This window comes from Tenggerimyces flavus, from assembly GCF_016907715.1.
Taxonomy (GTDB): domain Bacteria; phylum Actinomycetota; class Actinomycetes; order Propionibacteriales; family Actinopolymorphaceae; genus Tenggerimyces; species Tenggerimyces flavus.
In genome coordinates this window covers 7,598,439-7,625,151 of sequence record NZ_JAFBCM010000001.1, presented here as the reverse complement: position 1 = coordinate 7,625,151, position 26,713 = coordinate 7,598,439, and the positions used below count along the sequence as shown (strand labels likewise).

Here is a 26,713-nt window from a genome sequence, read left to right as displayed (position 1 = left end):
GCGCAACGACGGCGCCAGGTGGATGGGATGGCTGAGGTCGTCGGCTAGCGCCGTCGGCGCGTCGTCGTCGCGATGGCAACGACGCCGCCGACGCTTTTGCGAGCGAGGCGACGCCCAAGTTGGCGTGAATGTGCCTCTGGAATGCCCTGAGGCACCCTCGTGTTATGTCATCTGGCACACTCAACAGCGGTTCCGGTTCACGCTCCCGAACCCGAGAGCGACCCGGCGGCCCAGAGAGCTAGGAGCATCCCAGTGAAGCCTGAAATCCACCCCGAGTACGTCGAGACGACTGTGACGTGTACGTGCGGTAACACGTTCACCACGCGGAGCACCGCGACGAGCGGCACGATCCACGCCGACGTGTGCTCGAACTGCCACCCGTTCTACACGGGCAAGCAGAAGATCCTGGACACCGGCGGCCGCGTCGCCCGCTTCGAGAAGCGGTACGCGCAGGCGCAGGGCGGACAGAACAAGAAGTAGCGACCTCGCGGCGCCGACGCGCGGACCCCGACAGGGGACCGCCGCGTCGGCGCCGTTGTCGTCCCATCGTCATTCGTCAGCAGCAGGAAGGGAGAGACCGTGTTCGAGGCCGTTGAGACCCTCATGGCCGAGCACGCCGAGCTCGAACGGCGGCTCTCCGACCCCGCGATCCACGCCGACCAAGCCGAGGCGCGCAAGGTGGGCCGACGCTACTCCGAGCTGCAGCAGGTCGCCGGCGCGTACGAGGCCTGGAAGCAGACCAACGACGATCTCGCCGCCGCCCGCGAGCTCGCTCCCGAGGACGCGAGCTTCGCCGAGGAGGCCGAACGGCTCGCCGAGCGGCTCGTCGAGCAGGAGCAGGCGCTCCGGCTGCTGTTGCTGCCGCGCGACCCGAACGAGGACAAGAACGTCATCCTCGAGATCAAGGCCGGTGAAGGTGGCGCGGAGTCCGCGCTGTTCGCCGGCGACCTGCTCCGGATGTACATGCGGTACGCCGAGCGCAGTTCCTGGAAGACCGAGGTCATGGACGCCGCCGACTCCGACCTCGGCGGCGTGAAGAGTGTGACGCTCGCGGTGAAGGGCAAGGCCACCGCGGGCGGCGGCACGCCGTACGCCCGGCTGCAGTTCGAGGGCGGCGTGCACCGCGTCCAACGCGTTCCCGTGACCGAGTCGCAGGGCCGGATCCACACCTCGGCCGCCGGCGTGCTCGTGATGCCCGAGGCCGAAGAGATCGACGTGGCGATCGAGGAGAAGGACCTGCGCATCGACGTCTACCGGTCGTCCGGTCCGGGTGGGCAGAGCGTCAACACGACCGACTCCGCCGTCCGGATCACGCACGTCCCGACCGGCATCGTCGTGTCGTGCCAGAACGAGAAGTCCCAGCTGCAGAACAAGGAACAGGCCCTGCGCATCCTCCGCGCCCGGCTGCTCCAGCAGGCTCAGGAGGCCGCCGACGCCGAGGCCTCGGCCGCGCGGCGCTCGCAGGTCCGGACGGTCGACCGCTCGGAGCGGATCCGTACGTACAACTTCCCGCAGAACCGCATCACCGACCACCGCGTGGGCTACACCGCGTACAACCTCGACCACGTGCTGGACGGCGAGCTCGACGGCGTGGTCGACGCGCTGATCACCGCCGACCAGCAGGAGCGACTCGCCGCCCTGGAGGGCCCTGCTTGAACACGCGCACGTTGCTCGCCGACGCCGTCGCACGGCTGGAGGCGGCCGGTGTCGCGTCGCCGCGCTTCGACGCGGAGCTGCTGCTCGCGCACGTTCTCGGCGTACCGCGGGGCCAGGTCTCTCTCGTCGATGTCTCCGCTTCCTCGCGGGCTGCCTTCGAGGAGCTGGTGGCGCGGCGGGAGAAGCGCGAGCCGTTGCAGCACCTGACCGGTGAGGCGCCGTTTCGCCATCTGCTGTTGAAGGTTGGGCCTGGTGTCTTCGTGCCGCGACCGGAGACCGAGGTGGTGGCGGGGTACGCGATCGACGCGTTGGCTTCGATGGTCTCGCCCGTCGTGGTGGATCTTTGCGCGGGGTCGGGCGCGATCGCGTTGGCCATCGCGACCGAGGTTCCGGCCGCCGTCGTGCATGCCGTCGAGCTGGACCGGGCGGCGTTCGAGTGGGCCTCGCGCAACGTCGCCGGCCACGCGGTGACGCTGGTACGCGGCGACGCCGCCGACGCGCTGCCCGCGTTGAACGGGACCGTGGATCTGGTCGTCGCGAACCCGCCGTACATCCCGATGGCGGCGTACGAGTCGGTCGAGCAGGAAGTCCGCGACCACGACCCGGCGCTCGCGCTGTGGTCGGGCGAGGACGGGCTCGACGCGATCCGCGTGATCGAACGTTCCGCCGCCCGCCTGCTTCGTCCAGGCGGCGTCGTGGTGGTCGAACACGCAGACGTACAAGGGGAAACGGCGCCCGCGGTCTTCGCGTCAACCGGAGCTTGGCAGTCCGTACGCGACCGCCCGGACCTCGCCGGCCGCCCCCGCTTCGTGACCGCTTCCCGAGCCTAGCCTCGATCCTTCGTCCGGCGGTGGGTTCGACCGGTCCGGCCCCGACCTGGGGCCAATGATCATGTAAACATGGTCATTGGCCGCTTTACGTGGGGTGGACGCCAGGTAGAGCGGTCACTGGCCGGGTAAGGCAACCACTACGACACGGCCTAGATGCCTCGGGAGTTTCGCCAGGCGCGGAACTGGCGACCCCAGCGTTCGAAGATGTTCAGGTGGCGGATGTGCACCGAGCCCATGGCCGCGTTGCCGCTGACGTGCAGGCGGAGGCGGGGCTCGCCGGGGCTGTCGACGCGGACGCTCGAGGAGCCGAACGGGGTGTGCAGCTCGTCGGTGTCGGCGGTCGTTCCCGGCGGGACCTTGATCACCAGGGAGCCCGCGGTGAGCTGGACGGCGACATGGACGTCGCGGGACAGGATCGTGGCCTCGGTCATGTCGACGACGGCCGAGCCCATGTTGTTCTCGACGACGATGCGTTGCGGGACGATCCAGCGGCCAGTGCGGCGGACGGTCGAGCCGGTGGCGCGGAGGCGGATCTCGGTGGGCTGGCTCGGGGTGTTGGACTGCTTGACCGGGAGGTCGCTGGTGAGGCGTTCGAGCTCGCCGTACGTTCTGGCCTGGTAGGCCGACGACATCCGCTCCTCGAACTCGTCCATGGTGAGCCGGCCCTCGGCCGCGGCTTCGCGGAGGCGTTCGACGATGTCCTCTCGGTCGCTGTCGGAGGCGCGCTGCGCGGGTGGACGTGGTTCGGGGAGGTTGCCGCTCACGCCGCTCAGCCTAGTGGGCGTCGCGTCGGACCTTCGTGAAACGATGCGCGCGTGAGCGAACGGTACGACTGGGCGGCGGCTACGCCGGAGGAACGGGACGCGGCACTCGAGGCGGCGGCCACGGCATTGCGGCGGGGCGATCTCGTCGTCCTGCCCACCGACACGGTCTACGGGATCGCGGCGGACGCCTTCGAGGCGCCCGCGGTCGCCGGGCTGTTGGCGGCGAAGGGCCGGGGACGGCAGATGCCGCCGCCGGTGCTCGTCGGTTCGGTGGGGATGCTGGACGGGATCGCGGCGTCCGTACCCGACTCCGGGCGGGCGCTGATCTCGGCGTTCTGGCCAGGCCCGTTGACGATCGTGTGCCAGGAGCAGCCGTCGCTGGTTTGGGACCTGGGCGAGAACGAGGGCACGGTGGCCGTGCGGATGCCCGACCACGAGCTCGCGTTGGAGCTGCTCGGGCGGACCGGTCCGTTGGCGGTGTCGTCGGCGAACCTGTCGGGGCAGGCCGCGGCGACGACAGCCGACGACGCGGAGAAGCAGCTGGGCGACTCGGTCGCGGTGTACCTCGACGACGGTCCGACGCCGGGACCGTTGCCGTCCTCGATCGTGGACCTGACGGGGCCGGAACCGGTCTTGTTGCGCGAGGGCGCGTTGACGTTCGACCAGCTGCGGGAAGTCGTACCGACGCTGGTCGAGTACTCCGAGGAGCCGGACGAGGTCGAGGAGCCCGAGGCAGCCGACGAGGAGACCGAAGAGGCAGCGGCAGCCGAGGAGCCGGTGGCTGAAGAGGCAGTGGCGGAAGAGCCTGTGGCCGAGGAGCCGGTGGCAGACGAGCCAGTCGCGGCGGAGACGGACCAGCACGACGGGGACCAGGACGGAGAGAAGGAGACTGGGGAGCGGTGACGTTCACGATCCTGTTCGTCTGTACGGCCAACCAGTGCCGTTCGCCGATGGCGCACCGCCTCGCGGTGAGCTGGCTGGGCAAGCGGTTCGGCTCTGACCAGGCGGACTTCGTGGTGGGGAGCGCGGGAACGCAGGCACGGGACGGCATCGCGATGACGCCGCTGGCGGGCAACGTCCTCACCGAGCTCGGCGTCGACGTCGCCGGCCCGGACTCGCGGGCGCTGACCGAGACGGTGATCTCCACCGCCGGCCTGGTGCTGACGATGGAACGCCGACATCGCTCCGGCGTGGTCACCCTGGCGCCCGCGGCCTTGAAGCGGGCGTTCACTCTGACCGAGTTCGCCCGTACGGCCCAAGCGGCCGTAGCCGGGCTCGACCTGCCGGCCGACCCCGGGGACCGGGCGAAGGCCGTGGTGGCGGCGACCGCGCGCAAGCGGGGGACCGTACGCCCGGCGCACCCAGACGAGGACGACATCCCCGACCCGATCGGCAACCCCATCGAGGACTACCGCCGCGCGATCGGCCAGATCTCTACCGCCATCGACACCTCGCTGACCGCCCTCGTCGGCTGAGCGGGACGCCGAGGGCAGCGGCGTTACCGAACGTGGACGGCATAGGCTTCTGGCACCGTGCGTGAGTACCTGCTCGTCCTCTTCGTCGCCGCCGCCACCACCTACCTGTTGGGGGGCCTGGTTCGCCGGGCCGCGGCGCGGCTTGGCGCGGTTACGGCCATTCGGGACCGGGACGTGCACTCCGCGCCCATTCCGCGGCTCGGCGGCCTCGCGATCCTCGGCGGCGTCTCGGCCGCGTTCATCGTCGCCACCAACCTGCCGTTCCTCGGCGCGCTGCCCGAGGTCAGTGGCGACGCGTGGGCGATCCTGCTGGCCGGCTTCGTCATCGCGCTGGTCGGAGCCTTGGACGACCTCGTCGACCTCGACGGGATCACCAAGCTCGCGGGCATGGTGGTCGCCGCGGGCATCGTGGTCGTGTTCGGCGTGCAGCTGAACTGGCTCCCGTTGCCGGACGGTACGACCTTCTCCCTCAGCCCCAGCCTCGGTGCAGCCGTGACTGCGCTCGCCATCGTCGTCGGCGCGGTGGCGGTCAACTCCGTCGACGGGCTCGACGGCCTCGCGGCCGGGGTCGCGTGCATCGGCGCGGCCGCGTTCTTCAGCTACTCCTACCTGCTGGCGATCCAGTACGGGCTCAACCGCGCCACCACCTCGACGCTGATCACCGCCGCCGTCACCGGCGCGTGCCTCGGCTTCCTTCCGCACAACTTCTTCCCCGCGCGGGTGTTCATGGGCGACTCGGGCGCCTACCTGATCGGCCTGATGCTCGCGACGTCGACGATCAGCCTCACCGGCTACCTGGACGCCAGCGCGCTCCCCGTCGACGGCCAACGGCCCAACCTGCTCCCCGCGCTGCTGCCGCTCATCCTGCCGATCGCGGTGCTCGCTTTACCGTTCGCCGACCTCGTCATGGCCATCGGCAGACGTGTGCTCGCCGGCAAGTCCCCGTTCGACGCGGACCGAAGGCACCTGCACCACCGGGTGCACTTCGAGCTCGGCCACAGCCACAAGGCCGCGGTGCTGATCCTCTACATGTGGGCGGGCGTCGTGGCGTTCGGCGTCGTCGCGCTCGGCCTGTGGCCAACCCTGGTCACCGTCGGAGGAGTGGGCGGCGCGATCGTGCTCGCGGTCCTCGTCACGGTCCTGCTCCCCAGGCGCCGGCTCCCCGCCAAGTTGGCCGCGCTCGCACCGTCTCGCGCCAAGTCGAGCTAGCTTCTCATTGGTCGAGCCCCGGCTCGCTCAGTTTCGCGGGTTCAGCGAACCGGCCGCCTGTCAGTCGCATGACCGATGTGCGGGGAGCTTCTTCGACGAGCCGGACTCGACGTCGCCCACAGCCCCGCAGTAGAGGCCGCTGCCGGACCCTCTAGGGTGAGCCCGAAGTGAGAAAGGTCTGACCTCCCGATTCGGCATTCGACGGCACCTTGTGCTAAGTTTCACAAGCAAGGTCTCACAGGTGCTGATCAGCTCACACCAACGTCGGTGCGGGCAGACCAGGAACACCCAGTCCCGACGACGAAGATCGTCGCCAGGTACCGCGAGGACGGCCGCCATCATGACGACCGACAGAGTGACGCCGCTGCTTAAGGGAGCGCTGGTGCCGACGCTTGTCGTCGCCGCCATCGCCATGGTCGCAGCCACGATCGTCGACGGGCTCCACGGTTTGTGGGGCGCCGCGCTCGGCGCGGCCGTCGTGATCCTCTTCTCCGGCCTCGGCCTGCTGGCCCTGCGCCTGGTCCGTGACCAGGACCCGTACGTTCTCCTTCTCACCGCGCTCGGCAGCTACACGATCCGCGTGATCCTGTTCGCCGTCACCACCGGCGTGATCGCCAACCTGGACGGCATCGACGCGGTGATGAGCCGAACGATCATGGGTCTCACCGCCGTCGCCTGCGTGATCGTCTGGATCACCGGCGAGCTCCGCGCGTTCGTCAAGATGCGGCAGCCGATCTTCAACTTCGACGAGAAGACGGACGACGCGGACGCAGGCTCGGAGGAGCAGAAGACGCAGCAATCCGGCGGTGCGGCATGACGGTGCTGTCATGAAAGGCCAACGGACATTGCGAAGTCTTTACCCCGCCATGATCGACTCGGGCCCTCTTTGCTACAGTCCGGAGCGCGATGAGCCAGCAGGAAACGGACCCGCCCCGGCCGGGGCGCGGACCCGACCCGTGGAGCGCTTTCGGCTACCTGGTAGCAGGAGTGGGGCTCTACGGGGGGATCGGTTGGCTCCTCGACCGCTGGTTGGGTACGTCGTTCCTCGTGGCGATCGGCATCGTCGTCGGCATGGGGCTCTCGATCTTCCTGATCTTCAAGCGGTTCGGCTACCGCGAGCCTCCCTCCGGTACATGACCCGACACATGACCCGACAGACCTCAGCAGGGAAGGAGAAGGTGTGAGCGCGCAGGTCCTCCTCGCTGCTGAAGGCGGAGGCTTCACGCCGCCCGGACCGTCCGACTTCCAGCTGCCGGCACTCTTCCTCGGCGTCACCAAGCCGATGATCCTGCTGGTGCTGGCCGCGGCTCTCGTCGCGGTGTTCTTCGTCGCCTCGAGCCGCCGGGCAGCCGTGGTGCCGGGCAAGATGCAGTACGCCGGGGAGATGGCGTACGGCTTCGTCCGCAACTCGATCGCCCGCGACGTGATCGGCTCGCACGACTTCCTCAAGTTCGTGCCCTACCTGGTCGCGCTGTTCTTCTTCATCCTCGTCAACAACGTGTTCGGGCTCGTCCCGTTCATCCAGTTTCCGACGTTCTCCCATGTGGGCTTCGTCTACCCGCTCGCGATCCTGACCTGGCTCGTCTACAACGGGGTCGGCATCGCGCGGAAGGGCTTCGTCGGCTACCTCAACCACCAGACCGTTCCGGCGGGCATCAAGGGCCCGATGCTGCTCCTGCTGATTCCGCTGGAGTTCGCGTCGAACATCCTGGTCCGGCCCGTCACGCTGGCGCTGCGGTTGTTCGCGAACATGTTCGCCGGCCACATGGTGATCGTGCTGTTCGCGCTCGGCGGCGAGTACCTGCTGCTGCACACCGACCAGATCCTCTACAAGCCCGTCGGCATCATCGCGTGGGTCCTGATGATCGTCCTGTCGTTCCTGGAGCTCCTGGTGCAGGTGCTGCAGGCGTACATCTTCACCCTGCTCACGGCCAACTACATCTCCGGCGCCCTCGCCGAAGACCACTGATCCACCGGTGTGGAAACCCTAGAAAAAGGAAGGTCCCATGATGAGAGGCTCGCTCGCGATCGTCGGGTACGGCCTGTCCGCCATCGGCCCGGGTATCGGCGTCGGTCTGATCTTCGCCGCGTTCATCAACGGCGTCGCTCGCCAGCCTGAGGCTCAGGCCCGGCTGCAGACCATCGCCATCCTCGGCTTCGGCCTGACCGAGGCGCTCGCGATCATCGGTATCGCGCTGGCGTTCGTCTTCGCGAGCTGACGACGATCATGCCGGCCATGACCTGGTTGCTAGCCGCGGAAGAGGGGGCGGAGCCCAACCCGCTCGTCCCCCACACCGTGGAGATCATCCTCGGCCTCGTCGTCTTCGGCATCCTGTTCTTCATCGTCCAGAAGTACGTCGCGCCGCGGTTCGAGAAGGCTTTCGCCGACCGGACCGCCGCGATCGAGGGCGGCATGAAGCAGGCCGAGGAGGCGCAGGCCGAGGCCAAGGCGGCGTTGGAGCAGTACCAGCAGCAGCTCTCCGAGGCTCGTCACGAGGCCTCGCGCATCCGGGAGGAGGCGCGGGAGCAAGGCGCGGCGATCATCGTCGAACTGCGGGAGCAGGCCCAGGCCGAGTCCCAGCGGATCGTCGGTCAGGCGCATGCCCAGATCGAGGCGGAACGTCAGCAGGCGATGAACCAGCTGCGTACCGAGATCGGCACCCTGTCCACCCAGCTGGCGAGCCGCATCGTCGGTGAGTCGCTCGAGGACGAGGCGCGTCAGCGCAGGGTCGTCGAACGCTTCCTCGCCGAGCTGGAGGAGCAGGCACCGGAAGGGGCCGGAACGCGATGATCGACTTCCGCGGCACTTCCCGCGACTCGCTCGCGAACCTCCGGCAGCAGCTGTCCGAGGGCGGCGCGAGCAGCGCCGAGCTCGGTGCGGAGCTGTTCGCCGTCGCCACCTTGCTGGACGGTCAGCCGGCGTTGCGCCGGGCTCTGACCGACTCGGCGCGTACAGGTGACGAACGCGCGGCGCTCGCGGAGAACCTGCTGCGGAGTCAGGTCAGCTCGGCCGCGCTCGGCATCGTCACCGCGGCGGCGAAGCTGTCGTGGGGCAAGCCCCGCGACATCGCGGACGCGATCGAGCACGTGGGCGTGCTCGCCCAGGTGATCGCGGCCGAACGAGCCGGGCGCCTCGACGACGTCGAGGACGAGCTGTTCCGGTTCAGCCGGGTAGTCGCGGCCGACGGTGAGCTCGACCGAGCTCTCACCGACCGCGCCGTACCCGCCGAACACCGCGGCGAGCTGGTGCGCAACCTGCTCGCCCGGAAGGCCTCGCCGTCGACCGTAGGGTTGGTGGAACAGGCGGTGACCGCTCCCCGTGGGCTGTCGCTGGCCGAGGCACTGGAGAACTTCGGCAAGATCGCGGCCGACTGGCGCAGCCGGTTGGTCGCCACCGTCACTACGGCCGTGGAGCTGAGTGCGAGTGAACGCGACCGGCTCGCCGCCGCGTTGGCCCGCCAGTACGGCCACGAGATCCACCTGAACGTCGTCGTCGATCCGCACGTGATCGGCGGCATCCGGGTCGAGATCGGCGACGAGCTGATCGACGGCTCGATCGCTGGCCGGCTCGACGACGCCCGCCGCCGGCTCGCCGGCTGACTGGGCCTGCAGGTATCGATGATGACGACGCACGAGACAGCACGAGGAAGCAGGGAAGACACATGGCGGAGCTGACGATTCGCCCGGAGGAGATCCGGAGCGCGCTCGAGCAGTTCGTCTCGAGCTACAAGCCGGAGGCGGCCGAGCGCGAAGAGGTCGGCGTCGTTGCCGACGCCGGCGACGGCATCGCGCACGTCGAAGGCCTGCCCTCGGTGATGTTCAACGAGCTGCTGGAGTTCGAGGACGGCACGCTCGGCATCGCGATGAACCTCGACGTCCGCGAGATCGGCGTCGTCATCCTCGGAGAGTTCTCCAGCATCGAGGAGGGCCAGCAGGTCCGCCGTACCGGTCAGGTCCTGTCCATCCCCGTCGGCGAGGCGTACCTCGGCCGCGTGGTGGACGCGATGGGCCAGCCGATCGACGGCCTCGGCGCTCTCGAGGGTCTGGACGAGCGCCGCGCGCTGGAGCTGCAGGCCCCTGGCGTGATGATGCGTGCCGAGGTGCGCGAGCCGTTGCAGACCGGCATCAAGGCGATCGACTCGATGATCCCGATCGGCCGCGGCCAGCGGGAGCTCATCATCGGCGACCGGCAGACCGGCAAGACCGCGATCGCCGTCGACACGATCCTCAACCAGAAGGCCAACTGGGAGAGCGGCGACCCGGCCAAGCAGGTCCGCTGCGTCTACGTCGCGATCGGCCAGAAGGGCACCACGATCGCGCAGGTCAAGCGCGCGCTCGAGGACGCCGGCGCGATGGAGTACACGACGATCGTCGCCGCACCTGCGTCCGACCCGGCCGGCTTCAAGTACATCGCGCCGTACACCGGCTCCTCGATCGGCCAGCACTGGATGTACCAGGGCAAGCACGTGCTGATCGTGTTCGACGACCTGACCAAGCAGGCCGAGGCCTACCGCGCGATGTCGCTGCTGCTGCGTCGCCCGCCGGGCCGCGAGGCGTACCCCGGCGACGTCTTCTACCTGCACTCCCGGCTGCTCGAGCGCTGCGCGAAGCTCTCCAAGGAGCTCGGCGGCGGCTCGCTCACCGGTCTCCCGGTCATCGAGACCAAGGCGAACGACATCTCGGCGTACATCCCGACGAACGTCATCTCGATCACCGACGGGCAGATCTTCCTGCAGACCGACCTGTTCAACGCCAACCAGCGGCCGGCGATCGACGTCGGCAACTCGGTCTCCCGCGTCAGTGGCGCGCAGACCAAGGCGATGAAGAGTGTCGCCGCGCAGCTGAAGCTCGACCTCGCGCAGTACCGCGAGATGCAGGCGTTTGCGATGTTCGCCTCCGACCTCGACGCGGCGTCGAAGCGGCAGCTGGAACGCGGGCAGCGGCTCACCGAGCTGCTCAAGCAGCCGCAGTACTCGCCGTTCCCGATCGAGGAGCAGGTCGTCTCGGTGTGGGTCGGTACGACCGGCCGCCTCGACGACGTGCCCGTCGACGACGTGCGGCGCTTCGAGTCCGAGCTGCTCGACTTCCTGCGCCGCGAGCGCGGCGGCATCCTGGACGGGATCCGCGAGACGGCCGTCCTGTCCGATGACGCGATCAAGTCGCTCGAGGAAGCCGTGACCGACTTCAAGCAGACCTTCGAGACCTCCGAGGGCCGCCTGCTCGAGGCCGGGCGCGAGGAGCACGAGGCACTCGAGGACGAGGACGTGCTGCAGGAGCAGATCACGAAGCAGCGGCGGGGCTGATCGACCATGGCAGCCAAGACCCGCGCCTACGTTCGCCGGATCCGCTCTGTCAGCACGATCATGAAGAGCACCCGCGCGATGGAGCTGGTCGCCGCGTCGCGGATCCGCAAGGCGCAGGAGCGTTCGCTGGCGGCGACACCGTACGCCCGTGAGCTCTCGCGGGCCGTGTCGGCGCTGGCGACGTTCTCCAACGTCGACCACCCGCTGGCCACCGAACGCGAGAACCCGCGCCGCGCCGCGGTGCTCGTGATCAGTAGCGACCGCGGTCTCGCCGGCGCGTACTCCTCCAACGTGATCCGCGAAGGCGAACGACTTGCCGAGCGGTTGCGCGAAGAGGGCAAGGACGTCGTGCCGTACCTCACCGGCCGGAAGGCGATCGCCTTCTACCGGTTCCGCAAGCGCACGGTCGAGCAGGAGTGGAGCGGGTTCTCCGACAACCCGCGCTACGAGAACGCCAAGGAGGTCGGCGACACGCTGATCGACGCGTTCCTCGCCGGCAGCGACGAGGGCGGGGTGGACGAGATCCACGTCGTCTACACCCAGTTCGTCAGCATGATGACCCAGCGTCCGCAGGTGCTCCGGCTGCTGCCTCTCGAGGTCGTCGAGGGGGAGGAGTCTCCCGAGACCGAGGACGTGTTGCCGCTCTACGAGTTCGAGCCCACGGCGTCGGAGGTGCTCGACGTCCTGTTGCCGCGGTATGTGGAGAACCGCATCTTCCACTGCATGTTGCAGTCGGCGGCGAGCGAGCTGGCGTCGCGGCAGCGGGCGATGAAGTCGGCGACGGACAACGCCAAGGAACTCATCCAGACCTTGACTCGCCAGGCCAACCAGGCCCGGCAGTCCGAGATCACCCAAGAGATCAGCGAGATTGTCGGCGGTGCGAACGCGCTCGCCGATGCCACTGCCGGAAGTGAGTGAGGATATGACTGCCACCGTTACCGACCAGACCGCGGATGCGGCGCCGGCCGGCGTGGGCCGAGTGGCGCGAGTCATCGGCACGGTTGTCGACGTCGAGTTCCCGGCCGGACAGCTCCCCGAGATCTACAACGCGCTCAAGGTCGACGTCGATCTCGCTGGTGCCCCGAGCACGCTGACGCTGGAGGTGGCGTACCACCTCGGCGACAACATCGTGCGGGCGATCTCGCTGCAGCCGACGGACGGCCTCGTCCGTGGCTCGGAGGTCCGCGACACCGGCGAGTCGATCACCGTGCCGGTGGGCGACGTCGCCAAGGGCCACGTGTGGAACGTGGTCGGCGAGGCGCTCAACCTCAAGGAGGGCGAGAAGCTCGAGATCACCGAGCGCTGGCCCATCCACCGCCAGCCGCCGCCGTTCGACCAGCTCGAGGGCAAGACCGACATGCTCGTCACGGGCATCAAGGTCATCGACCTGCTGACCCCGTACGTGCAGGGCGGCAAGATCGGCCTGTTCGGTGGCGCCGGCGTGGGCAAGACCGTTCTGATCCAGGAGATGATCATCCGGGTCGCCCGGAACTTCGGTGGCACGTCCGTGTTCGCCGGCGTGGGGGAGCGCACCCGTGAGGGCACCGACCTGATCAACGAGTTCACCGAGTCCGAGGTCATCAAGGACACCGCGCTCGTGTACGGCCAGATGGACGAGCCGCCGGGCACCCGGCTGCGGGTCGCGCTGGCCGCGCTGACCATGGCGGAGTACTTCCGCGACGTGCAGAACCAGGACGTGCTGCTGTTCATCGACAACATCTTCCGGTTCACCCAGGCGGGCTCGGAGGTGTCGACGCTGCTCGGCCGGATGCCGTCCGCGGTGGGCTACCAGCCCAACCTGGCCGACGAGATGGGCACGCTGCAGGAGCGGATCACCTCGACGCGTGGTCACTCGATCACGTCGATGCAGGCGATCTTCGTTCCCGCCGACGACTACACCGACCCGGCGCCGGCGACCGCGTTCGCGCACCTCGACGCGACGACGAACCTGTCGCGTGACCTGTTCGCGCAGGCGATCTACCCGGCCATCGACCCGCTGGCGTCGACGTCGCGCATCCTCGACCCTCGCTACATCGGTGCGGACCACTACAACACCGCGGTGCGCGTGAAGCAGATCCTGCAGCGCAACCAGGAGCTGCAGGACATCATCGCGATCCTCGGCATCGACGAGCTCCCCGAAGAGGACAAGATCACGGTGTCCCGGGCCCGGAAGCTGCAGCGGTTCCTGTCGCAGAACACCTACGCGGCCACGCAGTTCACCGGCATCGAGGGCTCGTTCGTCCCGCTGGAAGAGACCATCGAGGCGTTCACGAAGGTCTGTGACGGCGAGTACGACCACGTGTCGGAGCAGGCGTTCTACCTGGTCGGCGGTCTCGAGGACGTCGAGAAGAAGTGGGCGGAGATCCAGAAGGCGGGCTGAGGCCCTCCCGTTGGACTCCTCGTTCGTCCGCGTGCGGGAGTCGTCGTTGACGGCTCCCGCGCGAAGCGGCTCCGGTGGGGAAGGTATCCTCGCCGGATAGATCATCTCGGAGGCACCTGGTGGCGGACCCCCTGCACGTCGAGCTCGTCGCCGCGGACCGTACTGTCTGGTCTGGTGAGGCGACGATCGTGGTTGCGCGCACGACCGAGGGCGACGTCGGCATCCTGCCGGACCACGCGCCCCTGCTCGGGCTGCTCGCGGACGGTGTCGTCGAGATCCGTACGCCCTCGTCTGAGACTTTTGTCGCCGCTGTGCACGGCGGCTTCCTGTCGGTGGCGCAGAACCGCGTGTCGATCCTCGCCGAGTTCGCCGAGATGGCCCGCGAGATCGATCTCGAGCAGGCCCGGCGCGACCTCGAGCGCGCGCAGGCCGCAGGAACGGACGACGAGGACGCGCTGGACGCCGTACGCCGCGCCGAGACGCGCATCCGGGCCGTCGAGATGGCCCAGTAGTAGCGCGACTCGATGGGTTGAGGTCGGCCGCGCATGATCGAAGTCGTCCTCGACATCCTTGGGCTGTTCCTGGCCCTGGTGATCGTTGCCCTTGCGGGCATGGCGATTCGCCGTCGCGTGTTGCAGCGCGGCGGTGGCACGTTCGACTGCTCGGTGCGGTTGACGAAGCTGTCCGGAGCGCAGGCCTGGGTGCTGGGGGTGGCGCGCTACTCCGGCGACTCGGTGCAGTGGTTCCGGGTCTTCTCGTTCGCTCCCCGGCCCCGGCGTGTGTTCTCGCGGTCTGAGCTGACCGTCCGTTCGCGGCGCTCTCCGTTGGCCACCGAGGCCTTGGGTCTGTACGACGGGCACGTCGTGGTGGAGTGCATGGAGGCGGGGCAAGTGGTGGAGCTCGCGATGGCGGAGGACGCGCTGACCGGCTTCCTGGCCTGGCTCGAGGCCGCACCACCTGGCCGGGCTCCCGCGCGGTACTAGCCCGCCGGCCCTCGCGCAAGGAGCGGATTGGGTCGGGGGCACCCTGGTCCCATAGGTTCGGACCAGGGTGCCCCCGACCCAGCCAGACCTCGCCACACCAGCACCACGGGCCACCTCGACAACAGCTGCCCTCAACGCCCGTGATCATGAACGTGATCATGAAGGCAAACCCGGCGTATATGACCGATTCGGCTTCATGATCACGCTCATGATCATGGATGGGTTGCGCGGCGGACGCGGCTCGTGTTCTTGGCGAAGCTCCCCGGCTGTTGGTGCTGTCCGTGGGCTGTTGCGGCGGTCGATTGTGGTGGCCGGTCCGGGGCGCGTCAAGGGCGCCGTTTGGAGCGGCGCTTCGCGCAAGTGCAAACGACGTCGCTTCGCGATCGCTTTGCGACCCTTGACTCGCCCCGGCCCGGCCACCAGTTTCTAACGCGCCGCCCCCGCCCCCGGAACAGGTGTCCCGGGCGAGGCTGCTTGCCGTTCCGGTCTGCTGCCGTGCTCGGGTCGCTTGTGGGGGTTCCCCCGGTCTTTATGTCGCTCGGATGAAGCCGGGTGGTTCCGTCCCCCTCCTTTTTGAATGAAGGGCACCTTCATTCAATAGGTTCGAATGAAGGTGCCCTTCATTCGAAACGCACGGAGCGTATGCGGGGGTCAGGCGGCGGCTTCGGCGTCGGAATCGTCGAGGACGATGATGTTCTGGCAGGCGGTGAGTAGCCACTTGCCGTTCTCCTTCGCCAGCACCCACAGCGGTGAGCCAATGTCCAGGCCGTCGGGTGTGGTGTAGATCTGCTTGAGCTTCACCGCGGCGACGTCGGGGCGGATGAAGAGCACGTGCTCCAGTTCGAACTTCATCGAGAGCCCCGCCATGCCACCGGGCAGCACCTGGTGGGTGAAGGCCGAGATCTCCTCCAGGCCAAAGAGACGCTTGCCGCCGCCGGTCGTCCAGATCGCGTCGGAACGGAACAGCTGCAGGAACTCGTCGGGGAGCTCGTTGTTCTGCGCGTGCTCGACGGTCGCGACGACCTGCAGGATCGCTTCGAGGTCGGTGTCTGTCGTTGTCATACGAGCCACTGTCCGCCCTCAACCTTGGTTGAGGTCAAGGGCTCAGAGGTCGGCGTCCAGGTCGTCCGGCTCGCGGCTGACCTTGGCGCCGAGGCGGGTGAGCACGCCGTCGAGGTCGGGGTAGCCGCGGTCGAGGTGGTGGGCGCCGGAGACGACGGTCTCGCCGTCCGCGACCAGGCCTGCGAGCACGAGGGCGGCACCGGCGCGGATGTCGGGCGCTTCGACGGGGGCGCCGGAGAGCTTGGGCACGCCTCGTACGACCGCGTGGTGGCCGTCGGCACGCACGTCCGCACCGAGCCGGGCGAGCTCCTGGACGAACCGGAAGCGGCCGTCGAAGAGATTCTCGGTGATCATCGACGTCCCCTCCGACACCGCGGCGAGGCTCACCATCATCGCCTGCAGGTCGGTGGGGAAGCCGGGGTACGGCAGCGTGCTGATCTCGACCGCGCGCGGCCGGTCGGCGAGCTCCAGCCGTACCCAGTCTGGTCCGGAGGTGACGGTGGCGCCGGCCATCGTGAGCTTCTCGAGAACGATGTCCAGATGCTCGGCGCGCGCCCGGTGCACGGTCACGTCGCCCCGCGAGAGCGCGGCGCCGATGAGCCAGGTCCCGGCGACCATCCGGTCGGGCAGCGTGACGTGCTCGGTGGCGCTGAGCGTCTCCTGGCCCTCGATCCGCAGCATCGAGGTGCCGGCGCCCTCGATCTTGGCGCCCATGCCGGTGAGCATGGCGCACAGGTCGACGACTTCGGGCTCGCGCGCGGCGTTGTCGATGACGGTCGTACCGGTGGCGAGGGCGGCGGCGAGCAGCAGGTTCTCGGTGGCGCCGACGCTCGGGAAGTCGAGCTCGATCGTCGTACCGACCAGGCCCTTCGCGGCCTCGGCGACGACGTACCCGTGCTCGATGTGCACCTCGGCGCCGAGTTTCGCCAGGCCGGTGACGTGCATGTCCAGGCCACGGGACCCGATCGAGTCGCCGCCGGGCAGCGCGACCTTGGCCCTGCCGCAGCGCGCGACGAGCGGGCCGAGCACGGTGATGGAGGCGCGGAGCCTGCGGACGAGGTCGTAGTCGGCCTCGTGCTCGATGTTCGCGGGTACGTCGATGCTGAGCGCGCCGTCGGTGGTGTCCAGCTCGCAGCCCATGCGCTGGAGCAGGCGGCCCATGTACGTGACGTCGAGGATCGCTGGGACCTCGCGCAGAACCGTCCGCCCCTCGGCGAGCAGCGCGGCCGCCATCAGCTTCAGCGCACTGTTCTTCGCCCCGCTGACCGTGACCTCACCCGCGAGCCGGGCCTCGCCAGCAATCCGTAACCGCTCCACCGGCCGCATCTTACGTGCCACTCATGAGCCACCTACCCGCGCGTGCTGAACCCGCAGCTCAGCCCCCGCCCACTCAGATGGCGGCGCGGCCCTCGGACAGTTGTTGGACAGATGTCGGCTTAGAAGTCGACATCTCTCCAACAAGTCCGAGAGATCCTGGAACAACTCCAGGCGACGGACGACCCGGCTTCATCTGAACGACAAGCAAGCCGGGGCCCCACAAGCGACCTCAGTACGGCAGCAAGCAGGAAGGCAAGCAGGCCTTGCCCGGGGAACTGTTCCGGGGGTTGGGGCGGCGGCTTTGAAACTGGTGGCCACAATCGACCGCCGCGACAGCCCACGCCAGTTCCCAACACCAGGACAGCTCGTCGTCGCAACACCGCACCCAGAGAGCCAAATGGCCAGGGAGCTTCGCCAAGAGGAACCGAGCAACCAGCACTCTCGAGCGGCTGGGCCGGTTGTCCACAGCTCGCACCCACTTCCCTCACCAGAACGGGGTTTCGGGGCGCCCTGCCGCGATGTAAACCCCGCTCCAGTGAGGGAAGTCGCACGAGGTGGGGGAGGCGGCGCCCGTACGCTCACCACATGGTCAATCTCACGCGCATCTACACCAGGGCTGGCGACGACGGGACGACGCGGTTGGTCGACATGAGCCGGGCTCCCAAGACCGATCTCAGGCTCATCGCGTACGCCGATGTGGACGAGGCCAACGCGCAGATCGGGCTCGCGATCGCGATGGGCAACCTGCCCGAGCCGCTCCACACCGTGCTGGTCCGCGTGCAGAACGACCTGTTCGACGTCGGCGCCGACCTCGGCAACCCGATCGTCGAGGACCCCAAGGTCGAGCCGCTGCGTGTGCTCCCCGACTACATCACCAGGCTCGAGGGCTGGTGCGACGAGTTCAACGAGCAGGTCGAGCCGCTCCGCTCGTTCGTGCTGTCCGGCGGCACACCGGGGGCCGCGCTGCTGCATGTCGCGCGGACCGTCGTACGGCGAGCCGAGCGCTCCGCGTGGGCCGCGATCGAGGTGCACGAGAAGACCATGAACAAGCTCGCGGCGGCCTATTTGAACCGCTTGTCCGATCTGCTCTTCATCTTCGCTCGGGTCGCGAACCTGCCCGATGGTGACGTTCTGTGGAAGCCCGGCGGCGAACGGTAGTCCGCATCCGGCCGTCCTGTACGGCAGCAGACTTCGCTACAAATCACCCTTTACCTGGACACGATTCGCAGGCATTCTGCGTTTTCCATCGTCCATGGAAGATTTCGCACACGTTCTGTCTTCCCACCGCTGCATGGAGCGGCTACGGTCTTGTGCTTATGCCGGGGAGCGAGCGTGTGGTTACGCGCCGCAAGGGAATCGCCCAGAGCACCCAGAGGGATGGTGCTGCCGCGACCCATGCGACAAGGGGGATGAGTTGGAGGTCCCACGCCAGTCAGGCGAATCGTCAGACACACCGAAAGCACCACCTGCTCCCGTAAGAAAAGAAGCACAAGATCAGAAGTCAGCACCGCATGCACCACAAGCACCGCCTGCGCCAAGACAAGCCACCACTCCCGGAGGACGAGCTCCGGGTTATGCGTTTACACCGCCGGTCAGCACCCCAGGTTGGACGACCCTGCCAAAAACAGGGCTGCCCAGAACGGGACGACCGGAGGGTCCGGAACGACCACCCGCGCCGAAGCAGGCGAAGGCAGATGAGGCCGCGCCGAGTTCGCCCGAGCCAGCCCAGGCGTCCACCCCACCGCCGGCCTCCAGGCCGCCCCGTCCGGCGCCGTCGTTGCCGATCGACGACGTCATCGACCAGGGACCGGCGCGACACCGGGCTCGGCGCGGGTGGTTCGGCCGGCGGAAGAGGTACCGGCACATCGCGGTACTGCTTCCGCTGATCCTCGTGGCCGCCTCGTTCGCGGTCTCGTTCGACCAACGAGGTGCGCGCAACGGCGAGGGGAACGGTCCGTTCACGCTGTCGATCACGGCGGACCGTCCCACCGGCGGTGACGCGCGTCAGAACGAGAACGCGGCGATGCCTGAGGACGTCGCGCTCATGGGCGTACAGGACGAGCTCGTGCCGCGGAACGACGCGGTCACTCCTGTCGTTCCGGGGCGACCGATTCCGCGTACGCCGGCCCCGGATCCGGTACCCGAGCCTCAGCCCGGGCCGGATCACCCCATCCCGAACCCGGTGCCGACCCCGCCAGGGCCGGACCCCGACCCCGTACCGCGCATTCCCGACCCGGATCCGATTCCGGAGCCACCGTTGCCTCCGAAGCCGGACCCCGAACCGGAGCCCCCAGCGCCGCCGGCGCCCCCGGAGCCTCCGAACCCACTCCCGCCCATCCCGGTTCCGAAGCCACCGGAGCCGACGCCCGAGCCCGAGCCGCCGAAGCCGCCCCAGACTCCACCGGGGCTGCCGCTGCCGCTCCCCCTCCCGACGGCGATCCCGTTGCCGCCGCTGCCTCTGCCGTTGCCCATCCCGCTGCCCACGCAGCTACCGCTCCCTCTGTAGGAGCACGGGCGAAGAGGTAGGTAGGAGAAGAAACACGAGAAGAGGGCGCCCCCCGAATGGGCGCCCTCTTCTCGTTGGCCTGTCGGCCGTCCGCGGCCAGGGAAGACGTCGCGGCGTGGCCGAAGCTGCGAGGCATCGGGCAACAAACACGGTGCGGGCCATGTGCCTCCCACAGCCCGCACCGTCGTGACGGAGAGAAATCCATCCAGGCAGGCAAGCCTGACGCACCGACCCATGATCAACAAGCCGACCCGCCTAGGGCCGATCAAAGTCGCTCAGTTGTGACCTGGAACGACCTAGCCCGAGACCGAGGCGCCGAGGGACTCGAGCTTGGCTTCGAAGTTCTCGTAGCCGCGGCGGAAGATGCCCACACCGCGAACGGTCGACCGCCCCGAGGCGGCCAGCGCGGCGATCATGTACGAGAAGCCGCCGCGCAGGTCGGGCACCGTCAAGTCCGCGCCGTGCAACGGCGAGGGGCCCGAGATCACCGCGGAGTGCACGAAGTTGCCCCGCCCGAAGCGGCAGGGCGTCGGCCCGAGGCACTCCGAGTACGCCTGGATCTGCGCGCCCAGGTCGACCAGGGCCGAGGTGAAGCCGAGCCGGTTCTCGTACACGGTCTCGTGCACGATCGACAGCCCCGTCGACTGCGTCAACGCCACGACCAGCGGCTGCTGCCAGTCGGTCATGAAGCCCGGATGAACGTCGGTCTCCAGCGCGATCGAGGCGAGCTTCGAGCCGGGATGCCAGAACCGGATCCCGTCGCGCGTGACCGAGAACTCCCCACCCACACGGCGGAAAACGTTGAGGAACGTCATCAGGTCGGTCTGCCGCGCGTTCCGTACGAACACGTCGCCGCCCGTCGCCAGCGCGGCGCAGGCCCACGACGCGGCCTCCATCCGGTCCGGCAGCGCGTCGTGCACGTACCCGGACAGCCGCGACACTCCCTCGATGCGGATCGTGCGGTCGGTGTCGAGGTTGATGATCGCGCCCATCTTCTGCAGGACGCAGATCAGGTCGATGATCTCCGGCTCGACAGCCGCGTTCAAAAGCTCGGTCGCGCCGGACGCGCGCACAGCCGTCAAGAGCACCTGCTCAGTGGTGCCGACGGACGGGTACGGCAGCGAGATCCTCGTCCCCGACAGCCCCTGAGGAGCCGACAGCAGCAGGCCCTCCGGCCGCTTCTCCACCACCGCGCCGAACTGACGCAGCGCGTCGAGGTGGAAGTTGATCGGCCGGTCGCCGATCCGGCAGCCGCCCAGGTCGGGGATGAACGCCCGGCCGAGCCGGTGCAGCAGCGGACCACACAACAGGATCGGGATCCGGCTCGCGCCGGCGTGCACCTCGATGTCGGCGACCGCCGCCCGCTCCACCCGCGTGGGATCGAGTACGAGCGAGTCAGAGGACAGGCCGTCGCGAACGGTCACACCGTGCAGCTCGAGCAGGTTGCGCACGATCTCGACGTCGCGGATGCGCGGCACGTTCGACAGCGTCGAGGGATCGTCGCCGAGTACGGCCGCGACCATCGCCTTCGGCACCAGGTTCTTGGCGCCGCGCACGGTGATCTCACCCACCAGTGGGTTGCCGCCGGAAACGACGAGAACGTCCTCTGCCGACATGCTGCGGGATCCCTTCACGGTGATGCGCCGACGCGTCGTGCAAGCTAAGACGCATCTGGACGCATGATGGTTGCGCTCATGCGGGAAATGCCGGATATAGACCCCATGCGATGATTCGGCAAGCGAGACATACCGTAGTGATCGCGAATTGCCGCCGGTCGTTAGGGTGCCCTCATGGCTCAGCAGGGTGCAGGAAAGGTCGCCGTCGTCGGCGCGGGACTGATGGGTTCCGGAATCGCCCAGGTCGCCGCGACTGGTGGCTGGAACGTCGTCGTACGCGACGTCACACAAGAGGCTCTCGACCGCGGACTCGGCGGCATCAAGGCCTCGCTCGACAAGTTCGTGTCGAAGGACAAGCTCACGGCCGAGGAAGCCGACGCGGCGCTCGGCCGGATCACGACCACGACCGACCTCGACGCGGTCGCGGACGCCGACCTGGTGGTCGAGGCGGTGTTCGAACGGATCGAGCTCAAGCACGAGGTCTTCAAGGAGCTCGACCGCCTCGCCAAGGACGACGCGGTCCTCGCCACGAACACCTCCGCGCTCCCGATCACCAAGATCGCCGCGGTCACCCAGCGGCCCGAGTCGGTCGTCGGTACGCATTTCTTCTCTCCGGTGCCGATGATGGCGCTGTGCGAGCTGGTGCGCGGCCACCGTACGTCCGACGAGACCCTCGCCCGCGCCAAGTCGTTCGCCGAGGACGCCGGCAAGACCTGCATCGTCGTCACCAGGGACGTCGCTGGCTTCGTCACCACGAGACTGATCTCCGCGCTGGTCGTCGAGGCGGTCAAGCTGTACGAGTCGGGCGTCGCGTCCGCGGAGGACATCGACATCGCCTGCAAGCTCGGCTTCGGCCACGCGATGGGTCCGCTCGCCACGACCGACCTCACCGGTGTCGACGTGCTCAAGCACGCGACCGAGAACATCTGGAACGAGACCGCCGACCCGAAGTTCTTCCCGCCCGAGCTGCTGGCGCGGATGGTCGACGCGGGTGCGCTCGGCCGCAAGTCCGGCCATGGGTTCTACGACTATGGCAAGTAGAGACGGCCGTGGCTGAGACCCTGCTCCGCGTCGTTCTCCTGCTGGCGGTCGTCGGCGTCGTCTCCGGCTTCGCGCGTAGGTTCGGGCTGATCCGGCCGGTCGTGCTCGTGATCGTCGGCATCGGGCTGTCGTTCCTGCCGTTCTTCCCGGAGTACGCGCTCGATCCGGATCTGATCCTCCAGGTCGTCCTGCCACTGCTCGTCTACATCGCGGCGGTCGGTCTGTCGGTGCCGGGACTGCGCAGCAACATCCGGCCGGTCATGCTGCTCGCGGTCGGGCACGTGCTGTTCATCGCGGCGCTGGTGGGCTTCGCGCTGCACGCCGTCGTGCCGGACATCCCGCTCGCGGCGGCGTTCGCGCTCGGGGCGATCGTCGCGCCGCCGGACGCCGTCGCGGCGAGCTCGATCGCCAAGCGGATCGGGCTGCCGCGCCGTACGGTGACGATCCTCGAGGGAGAGGCGCTGATCAACGACGCGACCGCGCTCGTCACGCTGCGGGTCGTCGCGGCCGCCGCGACCGGCGCGGCGGTCACCTGGCAGGCGGTGGGCCGCGAGGCCGCGATCGCCGCGATCGGCGGCGTCGCGATCGGCGCCGTGGTCGCGCTGATCGGCGCGTTCCTGCACAAGAAGACCGACGACAAGCTGCTGGACAACACGATCTCGCTGCTGCTGCCGTTCGCCGCGTTCGTTCCGGCGGAGTACGTGCACGCCTCGGGCGTCGCGGCCGTCGTCACCTGCGGGCTCTACATCGGCCATCGTAAGCCGCTGCTGATGTCGGCTGGCTCGCGGCTGCAGATGGACTCGGTCTTCCGGGTCGTGAACTTCCTCCTCGAGGGAGCGGTGTTCCTCCTTGTGGGGCTGCAGATCCGGTCGGCCGCGACGAACATCGGGCTCGACCTCGGCACGGTCGTGGCCGCGACCGTCGTGGTCGTGCTGGCGGTGATCATCGGCCGGTTCGTCTGGGTCTACCCGGCGGCGTACCTCCCGCGGCTGAGTCGCAAGCTCCGCGAACGCGAGGGGCCGCGACCGCCGGGCCAGGTCGCTGTCGTCGCCTGGGCCGGGCCGCGCGGCGTCGTGTCGCTCGGCGCGGTGCTGAGTCTGTCGATCGACTTCCCGTACCGGGGGCTGCTCGTCTGGATCACGTTCGTGGTGATCATCGTGACGCTCGTCGGGCAGGGATTGACGCTGCCGATCGTGGCGCGCTGGCTGAACGTGCATCGCGACGACCCGCAGGCTGACATCCTGTCCGAGGCGAACGTCCGGCAGCAGGCGTACCGCGCGGCCGTACGCAGGCTCGACGAGCTGATCGAGGACAGCGAGGTGGCTGGGTACGTGGTCGACCGGCTCCGGACGCTGGCGGAGAACAGGGCGAACCAGGCGTGGGAACGGCTCGGCGACCCCAACCGGGAGACGCCCTCGGAGGCGCTCCGGCGGCTGCGGCTGGAGATGCTTCGGGCCGAACGCCAGGTGCTGATCGAAGCCCGCGACGAAGGCAGGCTGGAGGACGAGCTGCTCCGCCGGATCCAAGGCGAGCTCGACCTGGAGGAGATTCTGTTGGTGAAGACCGCACGGGATGAGGCGACATTGTGAGCTGCCAACATCTGGACGAAGCACCTGCCGACGTGGAGCCGCTCAGCACCGAGGGCTGCATGCCCTGCCTGGCGGCGGGGGAGCGGGACTGGGTGCACCTGCGGCTGTGCCTGGAGTGCGGGCTGGTCGCGTGCTGCGACTCCTCCCCGCGCCGGCACGCCACCGCGCACTTCGGGGAGGAACGGCACCCGGTGATGCGTTCGTTCGAGCCCGGCGAGACCTGGCGCTGGTGCTTCCTGGACGAACAGCTCGCGTAGGGGCTGCAACGGCTCCGTAGAAGCAACGCCCGTGAGCATCGAGGCTTGACCTTGACGCGACGTTAAGGTTCAGACTTGCCTCATGACCACAGGGCTGCGGATCGGTGAGGTGGCCCGGATCGCCGGCACGACGACGCGGGCGATCCGGCACTACCACCAGGTGGGCCTGCTGCCGGAGCCGGAGCGGAAGGACAACGGGTACCGCACGTACTCGGTGCGCGAGCTCGTCCAACTGCTCCGGGTCCGGCGCTTCGTCGAGCTCGGCCTCGCTCTGGACGAGATCCGCGACGTGCTCGCCTCGCCGGAGACCGAGTTGCCCGACGTGCTGGAAGAGCTGGACGCCGAGCTGGCTCGGCAGGAGACCGCCATCCGGGACCGGCGGGCGCTGCTCGCGGCGATGCGCACCACGCACGCGGACGAGCCGACGCTGACCGCCGACCTCGCGGGCGTTCTGCGCGAGCTCGCGGCGGTCGCTCCCGGGCACCCGGGGCTGGCGCGGGAACGGGACGCGCTGCAGCTGCTCACCTCGTTGGCGCCCGACCGGGCCGGCGAGGTGGCGGAGTTCTACCGGACGCTGCTCTCCGACTCCTCTTCCGCTTCCCGGATGGTCGAGCTCGGCGACCGGATCGAGCGTTTGCCCAACGACGCAAGCGATGCCGAGCTCAAGCCGCTCGCGCAAGCGCTGGTTGACGTCTTCCGGCTCCCGTCGAACGAGTCGAGCTCGACGGCGTCGGACAGCCTGGTGCTCGGCCTCGTGATGGCCGAGCTGCGACCGGTGCAGCGGCGGTTGTACGAGCTGGTGGCAGGAAAGGTGGGCGGGTCATGAACGGGGCGTGGCGTGCGCTGTGGTTGACGATGCGCCGGCGGCGGGACGTACCCGCGGACGGGGTCGCGATCTCGTACGGCAAGGACCTCCGGCCGCTGCTGTGGATCCTGGTCGGGCTCGGGCCGGTCGAGATGGCCGCGGCCCACGTGCTCGTGCCATGGGAGCCGGTGCGCTGGGCGTTGTTCGTCCTCGGCCTGGTCGGGCTCGTCTGGATGGTGGGTTTCGTGTCCGCCACACGGGTCTTCCCGCACACGCTGGAGGCGTCGCGGCTGCGGGTCCGGTGGGGCGTCGCGCTCGATGTCGCGGTGCCGACGGACCTGGTGGAGTCGATCGGCTGGTCGTCGCGGATGGTGAACCAGGAGGGGACAGCGGCGATCAAGGACGGGGTGCTGACGGTCGAGAGCAACGGTGCCGCGCAGGTACGGGTGGTGCTGCGGTCGCCGTACGCTCTGCGGCTGCGCGGCAAGGAGCCGAAGGAGGTCCGCGAGCTGCGGATCCCCGCCGACTCCCGTACCGAGGTGGACGCCGCGGCGGCGTGGTTGGCTACGCGAACCGGCGGCGACGTACCAGCAGAATCGCCAACGGGACAAGCACGATCGCCGCGATTCCCGCGGTGACCGCCGGCGCGCCGAGCGGGTCGGTGGGCTCCTCGACCGGCACCCCGAGCTCGCGCAGCAGTGGAACGAGGTCGGCACCGGCCTGGAACCAGCCGACGTTCATGCCGTCGATCTCGACCCACGGGCCGTCCGCCGCGAACGAGTAGACGCGCGCGCTGCCGAACGCGCCGAAGTCGACCTCGTACACCGCACCCAGCTCGCCCGGCGGCGCCTCGTCGACGACCCAGGCCGCGCCGCCGCCGGGGTCCATGCCGAGCGTTCCGCACAGGCCGGTCGCGACGCAGAGCCGGCGGACCGGGTCGGTCGGGCCCCAGATCTCCACGCCGGGCGCCTGTTCGACGATCAGCGGGCTGTCGAGGCCGGGGCCGCTGACGACGGCCTCGGTCGGGGCCTTGGCCTGCGCGACGGGTGCCCCGAGGAGGACGATTCCGAGGGCCAGCGCGAGGGCGAACGCGAGTCGTCTCATGGCCGATGTACACCGCCTGGGCGCTATCCGTTCCGCGAAGATCGTCCGCGCCGATATCGTGCTGGCTGTGAGGGGCCGCGGATGACCGACGTCGCCGATCTCGTGGCACGTGCCGAAGCCGCTTTGGGCTTGTTGTCGTCTTCCGGGGAGTCCGAGCTCGTCCAGGGCATCCCGTGCGCCACCTATCCACTCGGTGAGGCGTGGGCTTCGCAGGCCAAGGCCCTGTTGCCGCCGGCGCCCGCGGCGCTGGACGCGGCTCTCTCGTGGCTGTCCGCCCGGGCGCCGGCGTGGTCGGTGATGACGCGGCAGAAGTTCGCCTCGCTGGACGTCTTCACCTCGCGCGGGCTCACGCCGTGGACGGAGCTGCCCGTGCTGGTGCTCGTGCGGGCCGCCGCGCTCCGGGCCGCGCGGACGGTGCCGTTGGAGGTCGGGCCGGCCGCTTCGGCGGAGGAGTTCCTCGCCGTGTACGGGCAGGAGTTGGCGCCGCTCGTCACGGCGGGCACGCTCGCCGACGCCGCGTACGACCACCTCGTCGGGCGCGTCGACGGGCAGCCCGTCGCGTGCGCCCGGATCCGCCGCGCGGCCGGCACCGCGTACGTCTCCGCGATCACCGTCCTCCCGGCGTACCGTGGCCAGGGCTTCGGCCTCGCGATCTCCGCGGCCGCCACCCACGCGGCCCTCGCCACCCAGCCCCGCCTGGTCTGGCTCGCGGCAGCGTCCGAGCTGCACCCGATGTACGCGCGCCTCGGCTTCCGGCCCGTCGACACCCACGTCCTGCTCACGTCGGCCGCCGCTCCAGCCGGAACGTGACCTCCT

The 26,713-nt window shown here is 69.1% G+C and carries 30 protein-coding genes; 25 read left to right on the top strand and 5 right to left on the bottom strand.

Annotated features, from left to right (window positions below; translation table 11 throughout):
• Positions 1–252: 252 nt before the first annotated feature.
• From rpmE to prmC, 3 genes are all read left to right on the top strand, one after another.
• Entirely contained in the window at positions 253–480 is a 228-nt protein-coding gene (gene rpmE, locus JOD67_RS35500) for a 50S ribosomal protein L31 (protein ID WP_205122043.1), read from the top strand.
• 99 nt (positions 481–579) lie between these two features.
• Complete coding sequence (gene prfA / locus JOD67_RS35495; protein WP_205122042.1) at positions 580–1,656, top strand: peptide chain release factor 1; 1,077 nt, start codon at positions 580–582, stop codon at positions 1,654–1,656.
• A complete protein-coding gene (gene prmC, locus JOD67_RS35490; RefSeq protein ID WP_205122041.1) occupies positions 1,653–2,486 on the top strand; it encodes a peptide chain release factor N(5)-glutamine methyltransferase in 834 nt (277 codons plus the stop codon). Before prfA ends, prmC begins: the two co-directional genes overlap by 4 nt.
• Positions 2,487–2,635: 149 nt before the next feature.
• On the opposite strand, the gene JOD67_RS35485 is transcribed toward prmC, so the two are convergent.
• Positions 2,636–3,250, bottom strand: a complete 615-nt coding sequence (locus JOD67_RS35485) for a DUF1707 SHOCT-like domain-containing protein (protein WP_205122040.1) — start codon at positions 3,248–3,250, stop codon at positions 2,636–2,638.
• A gap of 51 nt (positions 3,251–3,301) precedes the next feature.
• On the opposite strand from JOD67_RS35485, the gene JOD67_RS35480 reads away from it, so the two are divergent.
• From JOD67_RS35480 to JOD67_RS35415, 14 genes are all read left to right on the top strand, one after another.
• Positions 3,302–4,153 (top strand): L-threonylcarbamoyladenylate synthase, encoded by an 852-nt coding sequence (locus JOD67_RS35480; RefSeq protein WP_205122039.1) that lies wholly within the window; start codon positions 3,302–3,304, stop codon positions 4,151–4,153.
• Complete coding sequence (locus tag JOD67_RS35475; RefSeq protein WP_205122038.1) at positions 4,150–4,725, top strand: arsenate reductase/protein-tyrosine-phosphatase family protein; 576 nt, start codon at positions 4,150–4,152, stop codon at positions 4,723–4,725. Before JOD67_RS35480 ends, JOD67_RS35475 begins: the two co-directional genes overlap by 4 nt.
• Positions 4,726–4,782: 57 nt before the next feature.
• Entirely contained in the window at positions 4,783–5,934 is a 1,152-nt protein-coding gene (locus tag JOD67_RS35470; protein ID WP_205122037.1) for a glycosyltransferase family 4 protein, read from the top strand.
• A 340-nt stretch (positions 5,935–6,274) separates the two neighbouring features.
• Positions 6,275–6,751 (top strand): Cg1360 family ATP-synthase-associated protein, encoded by a 477-nt coding sequence (locus tag JOD67_RS35465; RefSeq protein ID WP_205122036.1) that lies wholly within the window; start codon positions 6,275–6,277, stop codon positions 6,749–6,751.
• Between the two features lie 89 nt (positions 6,752–6,840).
• The gene (locus JOD67_RS35460) at positions 6,841–7,071 is read left to right on the top strand and encodes a hypothetical protein (protein ID WP_239554208.1); all 231 of its coding nucleotides are present in this window, start codon (positions 6,841–6,843) and stop codon (positions 7,069–7,071) included.
• Positions 7,072–7,114: 43 nt separating this feature from the next.
• Positions 7,115–7,903, top strand: coding sequence for a F0F1 ATP synthase subunit A (gene atpB, locus JOD67_RS35455; protein WP_307782668.1), 789 nt, complete (start codon positions 7,115–7,117; stop codon positions 7,901–7,903).
• A 40-nt stretch (positions 7,904–7,943) separates the two neighbouring features.
• On the top strand, positions 7,944–8,153 hold the full coding sequence (gene atpE, locus JOD67_RS35450; RefSeq protein WP_275577613.1) for an ATP synthase F0 subunit C: 210 nt from the start codon (positions 7,944–7,946) through the stop codon (positions 8,151–8,153).
• 17 nt (positions 8,154–8,170) lie between these two features.
• Positions 8,171–8,725, top strand: a complete 555-nt coding sequence (locus tag JOD67_RS35445; RefSeq protein WP_239554207.1) for a F0F1 ATP synthase subunit B — start codon at positions 8,171–8,173, stop codon at positions 8,723–8,725.
• Positions 8,722–9,534, top strand: coding sequence for a F0F1 ATP synthase subunit delta (locus JOD67_RS35440; protein WP_205122033.1), 813 nt, complete (start codon positions 8,722–8,724; stop codon positions 9,532–9,534). Before JOD67_RS35445 ends, JOD67_RS35440 begins: the two co-directional genes overlap by 4 nt.
• Positions 9,535–9,596: 62 nt before the next feature.
• Positions 9,597–11,237 (top strand): F0F1 ATP synthase subunit alpha, encoded by a 1,641-nt coding sequence (gene atpA, locus JOD67_RS35435; RefSeq protein WP_205122032.1) that lies wholly within the window; start codon positions 9,597–9,599, stop codon positions 11,235–11,237.
• Between the two features lie 6 nt (positions 11,238–11,243).
• Positions 11,244–12,155, top strand: a complete 912-nt coding sequence (locus JOD67_RS35430; RefSeq protein WP_205122031.1) for a F0F1 ATP synthase subunit gamma — start codon at positions 11,244–11,246, stop codon at positions 12,153–12,155.
• A gap of 4 nt (positions 12,156–12,159) precedes the next feature.
• Positions 12,160–13,617, top strand: a complete 1,458-nt coding sequence (gene atpD, locus JOD67_RS35425; protein WP_205122030.1) for a F0F1 ATP synthase subunit beta — start codon at positions 12,160–12,162, stop codon at positions 13,615–13,617.
• A 119-nt stretch (positions 13,618–13,736) separates the two neighbouring features.
• Positions 13,737–14,129 carry a F0F1 ATP synthase subunit epsilon gene (locus JOD67_RS35420; RefSeq protein WP_205122029.1) on the top strand — a complete coding sequence of 131 codons (393 nt, stop codon included), beginning with the start codon at positions 13,737–13,739 and terminating at the stop codon, positions 14,127–14,129.
• A 33-nt stretch (positions 14,130–14,162) separates the two neighbouring features.
• Entirely contained in the window at positions 14,163–14,600 is a 438-nt protein-coding gene (locus JOD67_RS35415; RefSeq protein ID WP_205122028.1) for a DUF2550 domain-containing protein, read from the top strand.
• 651 nt (positions 14,601–15,251) lie between these two features.
• Here JOD67_RS35415 and JOD67_RS35410 read toward each other — a convergent pair.
• Both JOD67_RS35410 and murA (JOD67_RS35405) read right to left on the bottom strand, forming a co-directional pair.
• Complete coding sequence (locus JOD67_RS35410) at positions 15,252–15,662, bottom strand: SgcJ/EcaC family oxidoreductase (RefSeq protein ID WP_205122027.1); 411 nt, start codon at positions 15,660–15,662, stop codon at positions 15,252–15,254.
• Between the two features lie 42 nt (positions 15,663–15,704).
• Positions 15,705–16,979: a UDP-N-acetylglucosamine 1-carboxyvinyltransferase gene (murA, locus tag JOD67_RS35405; protein WP_307782667.1), complete on the bottom strand. Its 1,275-nt coding sequence runs from the start codon at positions 16,977–16,979 to the stop codon at positions 15,705–15,707.
• A 585-nt stretch (positions 16,980–17,564) separates the two neighbouring features.
• Between murA (JOD67_RS35405) and JOD67_RS35400 the strand changes: the two genes are divergently transcribed.
• Together JOD67_RS35400 and JOD67_RS35395 are read left to right on the top strand one after the other, a co-directional pair.
• Complete coding sequence (locus JOD67_RS35400) at positions 17,565–18,137, top strand: cob(I)yrinic acid a,c-diamide adenosyltransferase (protein WP_205122026.1); 573 nt, start codon at positions 17,565–17,567, stop codon at positions 18,135–18,137.
• Between the two features lie 619 nt (positions 18,138–18,756).
• Positions 18,757–19,485, top strand: a complete 729-nt coding sequence (locus tag JOD67_RS35395; protein ID WP_205122025.1) for a hypothetical protein — start codon at positions 18,757–18,759, stop codon at positions 19,483–19,485.
• 296 nt (positions 19,486–19,781) lie between these two features.
• Here JOD67_RS35395 and murA (JOD67_RS35390) read toward each other — a convergent pair whose 3' ends face one another.
• Positions 19,782–21,101 carry a UDP-N-acetylglucosamine 1-carboxyvinyltransferase gene (murA, locus tag JOD67_RS35390; protein ID WP_205122024.1) on the bottom strand — a complete coding sequence of 440 codons (1,320 nt, stop codon included), beginning with the start codon at positions 21,099–21,101 and terminating at the stop codon, positions 19,782–19,784.
• Positions 21,102–21,275: 174 nt separating this feature from the next.
• On the opposite strand from murA (JOD67_RS35390), the gene JOD67_RS35385 reads away from it, so the two are divergent.
• From JOD67_RS35385 to JOD67_RS35365, 5 genes are all read left to right on the top strand, one after another.
• Positions 21,276–22,142 (top strand): 3-hydroxyacyl-CoA dehydrogenase family protein, encoded by an 867-nt coding sequence (locus JOD67_RS35385; RefSeq protein WP_205122023.1) that lies wholly within the window; start codon positions 21,276–21,278, stop codon positions 22,140–22,142.
• An 8-nt stretch (positions 22,143–22,150) separates the two neighbouring features.
• A complete protein-coding gene (locus tag JOD67_RS35380) occupies positions 22,151–23,731 on the top strand; it encodes a Na+/H+ antiporter (RefSeq protein WP_205122022.1) in 1,581 nt (526 codons plus the stop codon).
• Entirely contained in the window at positions 23,728–23,988 is a 261-nt protein-coding gene (locus JOD67_RS35375) for a UBP-type zinc finger domain-containing protein (RefSeq protein WP_307782666.1), read from the top strand. The genes JOD67_RS35380 and JOD67_RS35375 overlap by 4 nt, the downstream gene beginning before the upstream one ends.
• Positions 23,989–24,070: 82 nt before the next feature.
• A complete protein-coding gene (locus JOD67_RS35370; RefSeq protein WP_205122021.1) occupies positions 24,071–24,814 on the top strand; it encodes a helix-turn-helix domain-containing protein in 744 nt (247 codons plus the stop codon).
• Positions 24,811–25,431, top strand: coding sequence for a hypothetical protein (locus JOD67_RS35365; protein ID WP_205122020.1), 621 nt, complete (start codon positions 24,811–24,813; stop codon positions 25,429–25,431). The genes JOD67_RS35370 and JOD67_RS35365 overlap by 4 nt, the downstream gene beginning before the upstream one ends.
• Here the strand turns inward: JOD67_RS35365 and JOD67_RS35360 are convergent.
• Positions 25,358–25,897 carry a hypothetical protein gene (locus tag JOD67_RS35360; RefSeq protein ID WP_205122019.1) on the bottom strand — a complete coding sequence of 180 codons (540 nt, stop codon included), beginning with the start codon at positions 25,895–25,897 and terminating at the stop codon, positions 25,358–25,360. The genes JOD67_RS35365 and JOD67_RS35360 overlap by 74 nt on opposite strands.
• A gap of 81 nt (positions 25,898–25,978) precedes the next feature.
• Between JOD67_RS35360 and JOD67_RS35355 the strand changes: the two genes are divergently transcribed.
• Positions 25,979–26,707, top strand: coding sequence for a GNAT family N-acetyltransferase (locus JOD67_RS35355; RefSeq protein ID WP_205122018.1), 729 nt, complete (start codon positions 25,979–25,981; stop codon positions 26,705–26,707).
• Positions 26,708–26,713 lie beyond the last annotated feature (6 nt).

Coding starts and splice junctions, on each gene's coding strand:
- JOD67_RS35465 (WP_205122036.1), top strand. CDS start 6,275: ATGACGACCGACAGAGTGACGCCGCTGCTTAAGGGAGCGCTGGTGCCG.
- JOD67_RS35460 (WP_239554208.1), top strand. CDS start 6,841: ATGAGCCAGCAGGAAACGGACCCGCCCCGGCCGGGGCGCGGACCCGAC.
- atpE (WP_275577613.1), top strand. CDS start 7,944: ATGAGAGGCTCGCTCGCGATCGTCGGGTACGGCCTGTCCGCCATCGGC.
- JOD67_RS35445 (WP_239554207.1), top strand. CDS start 8,171: ATGACCTGGTTGCTAGCCGCGGAAGAGGGGGCGGAGCCCAACCCGCTC.
- JOD67_RS35440 (WP_205122033.1), top strand. CDS start 8,722: ATGATCGACTTCCGCGGCACTTCCCGCGACTCGCTCGCGAACCTCCGG.
- atpA (WP_205122032.1), top strand. CDS start 9,597: ATGGCGGAGCTGACGATTCGCCCGGAGGAGATCCGGAGCGCGCTCGAG.
- JOD67_RS35430 (WP_205122031.1), top strand. CDS start 11,244: ATGGCAGCCAAGACCCGCGCCTACGTTCGCCGGATCCGCTCTGTCAGC.
- atpD (WP_205122030.1), top strand. CDS start 12,160: ATGACTGCCACCGTTACCGACCAGACCGCGGATGCGGCGCCGGCCGGC.
- JOD67_RS35415 (WP_205122028.1), top strand. CDS start 14,163: ATGATCGAAGTCGTCCTCGACATCCTTGGGCTGTTCCTGGCCCTGGTG.
- JOD67_RS35410 (WP_205122027.1), bottom strand. CDS start 15,662: ATGACAACGACAGACACCGACCTCGAAGCGATCCTGCAGGTCGTCGCG.
- JOD67_RS35400 (WP_205122026.1), top strand. CDS start 17,565: ATGGTCAATCTCACGCGCATCTACACCAGGGCTGGCGACGACGGGACG.
- murA (WP_205122024.1), bottom strand. CDS start 21,101: ATGTCGGCAGAGGACGTTCTCGTCGTTTCCGGCGGCAACCCACTGGTG.
- JOD67_RS35385 (WP_205122023.1), top strand. CDS start 21,276: ATGGCTCAGCAGGGTGCAGGAAAGGTCGCCGTCGTCGGCGCGGGACTG.
- JOD67_RS35370 (WP_205122021.1), top strand. CDS start 24,071: ATGACCACAGGGCTGCGGATCGGTGAGGTGGCCCGGATCGCCGGCACG.
- JOD67_RS35365 (WP_205122020.1), top strand. CDS start 24,811: ATGAACGGGGCGTGGCGTGCGCTGTGGTTGACGATGCGCCGGCGGCGG.
- JOD67_RS35360 (WP_205122019.1), bottom strand. CDS start 25,897: ATGAGACGACTCGCGTTCGCCCTCGCGCTGGCCCTCGGAATCGTCCTC.
- JOD67_RS35355 (WP_205122018.1), top strand. CDS start 25,979: ATGACCGACGTCGCCGATCTCGTGGCACGTGCCGAAGCCGCTTTGGGC.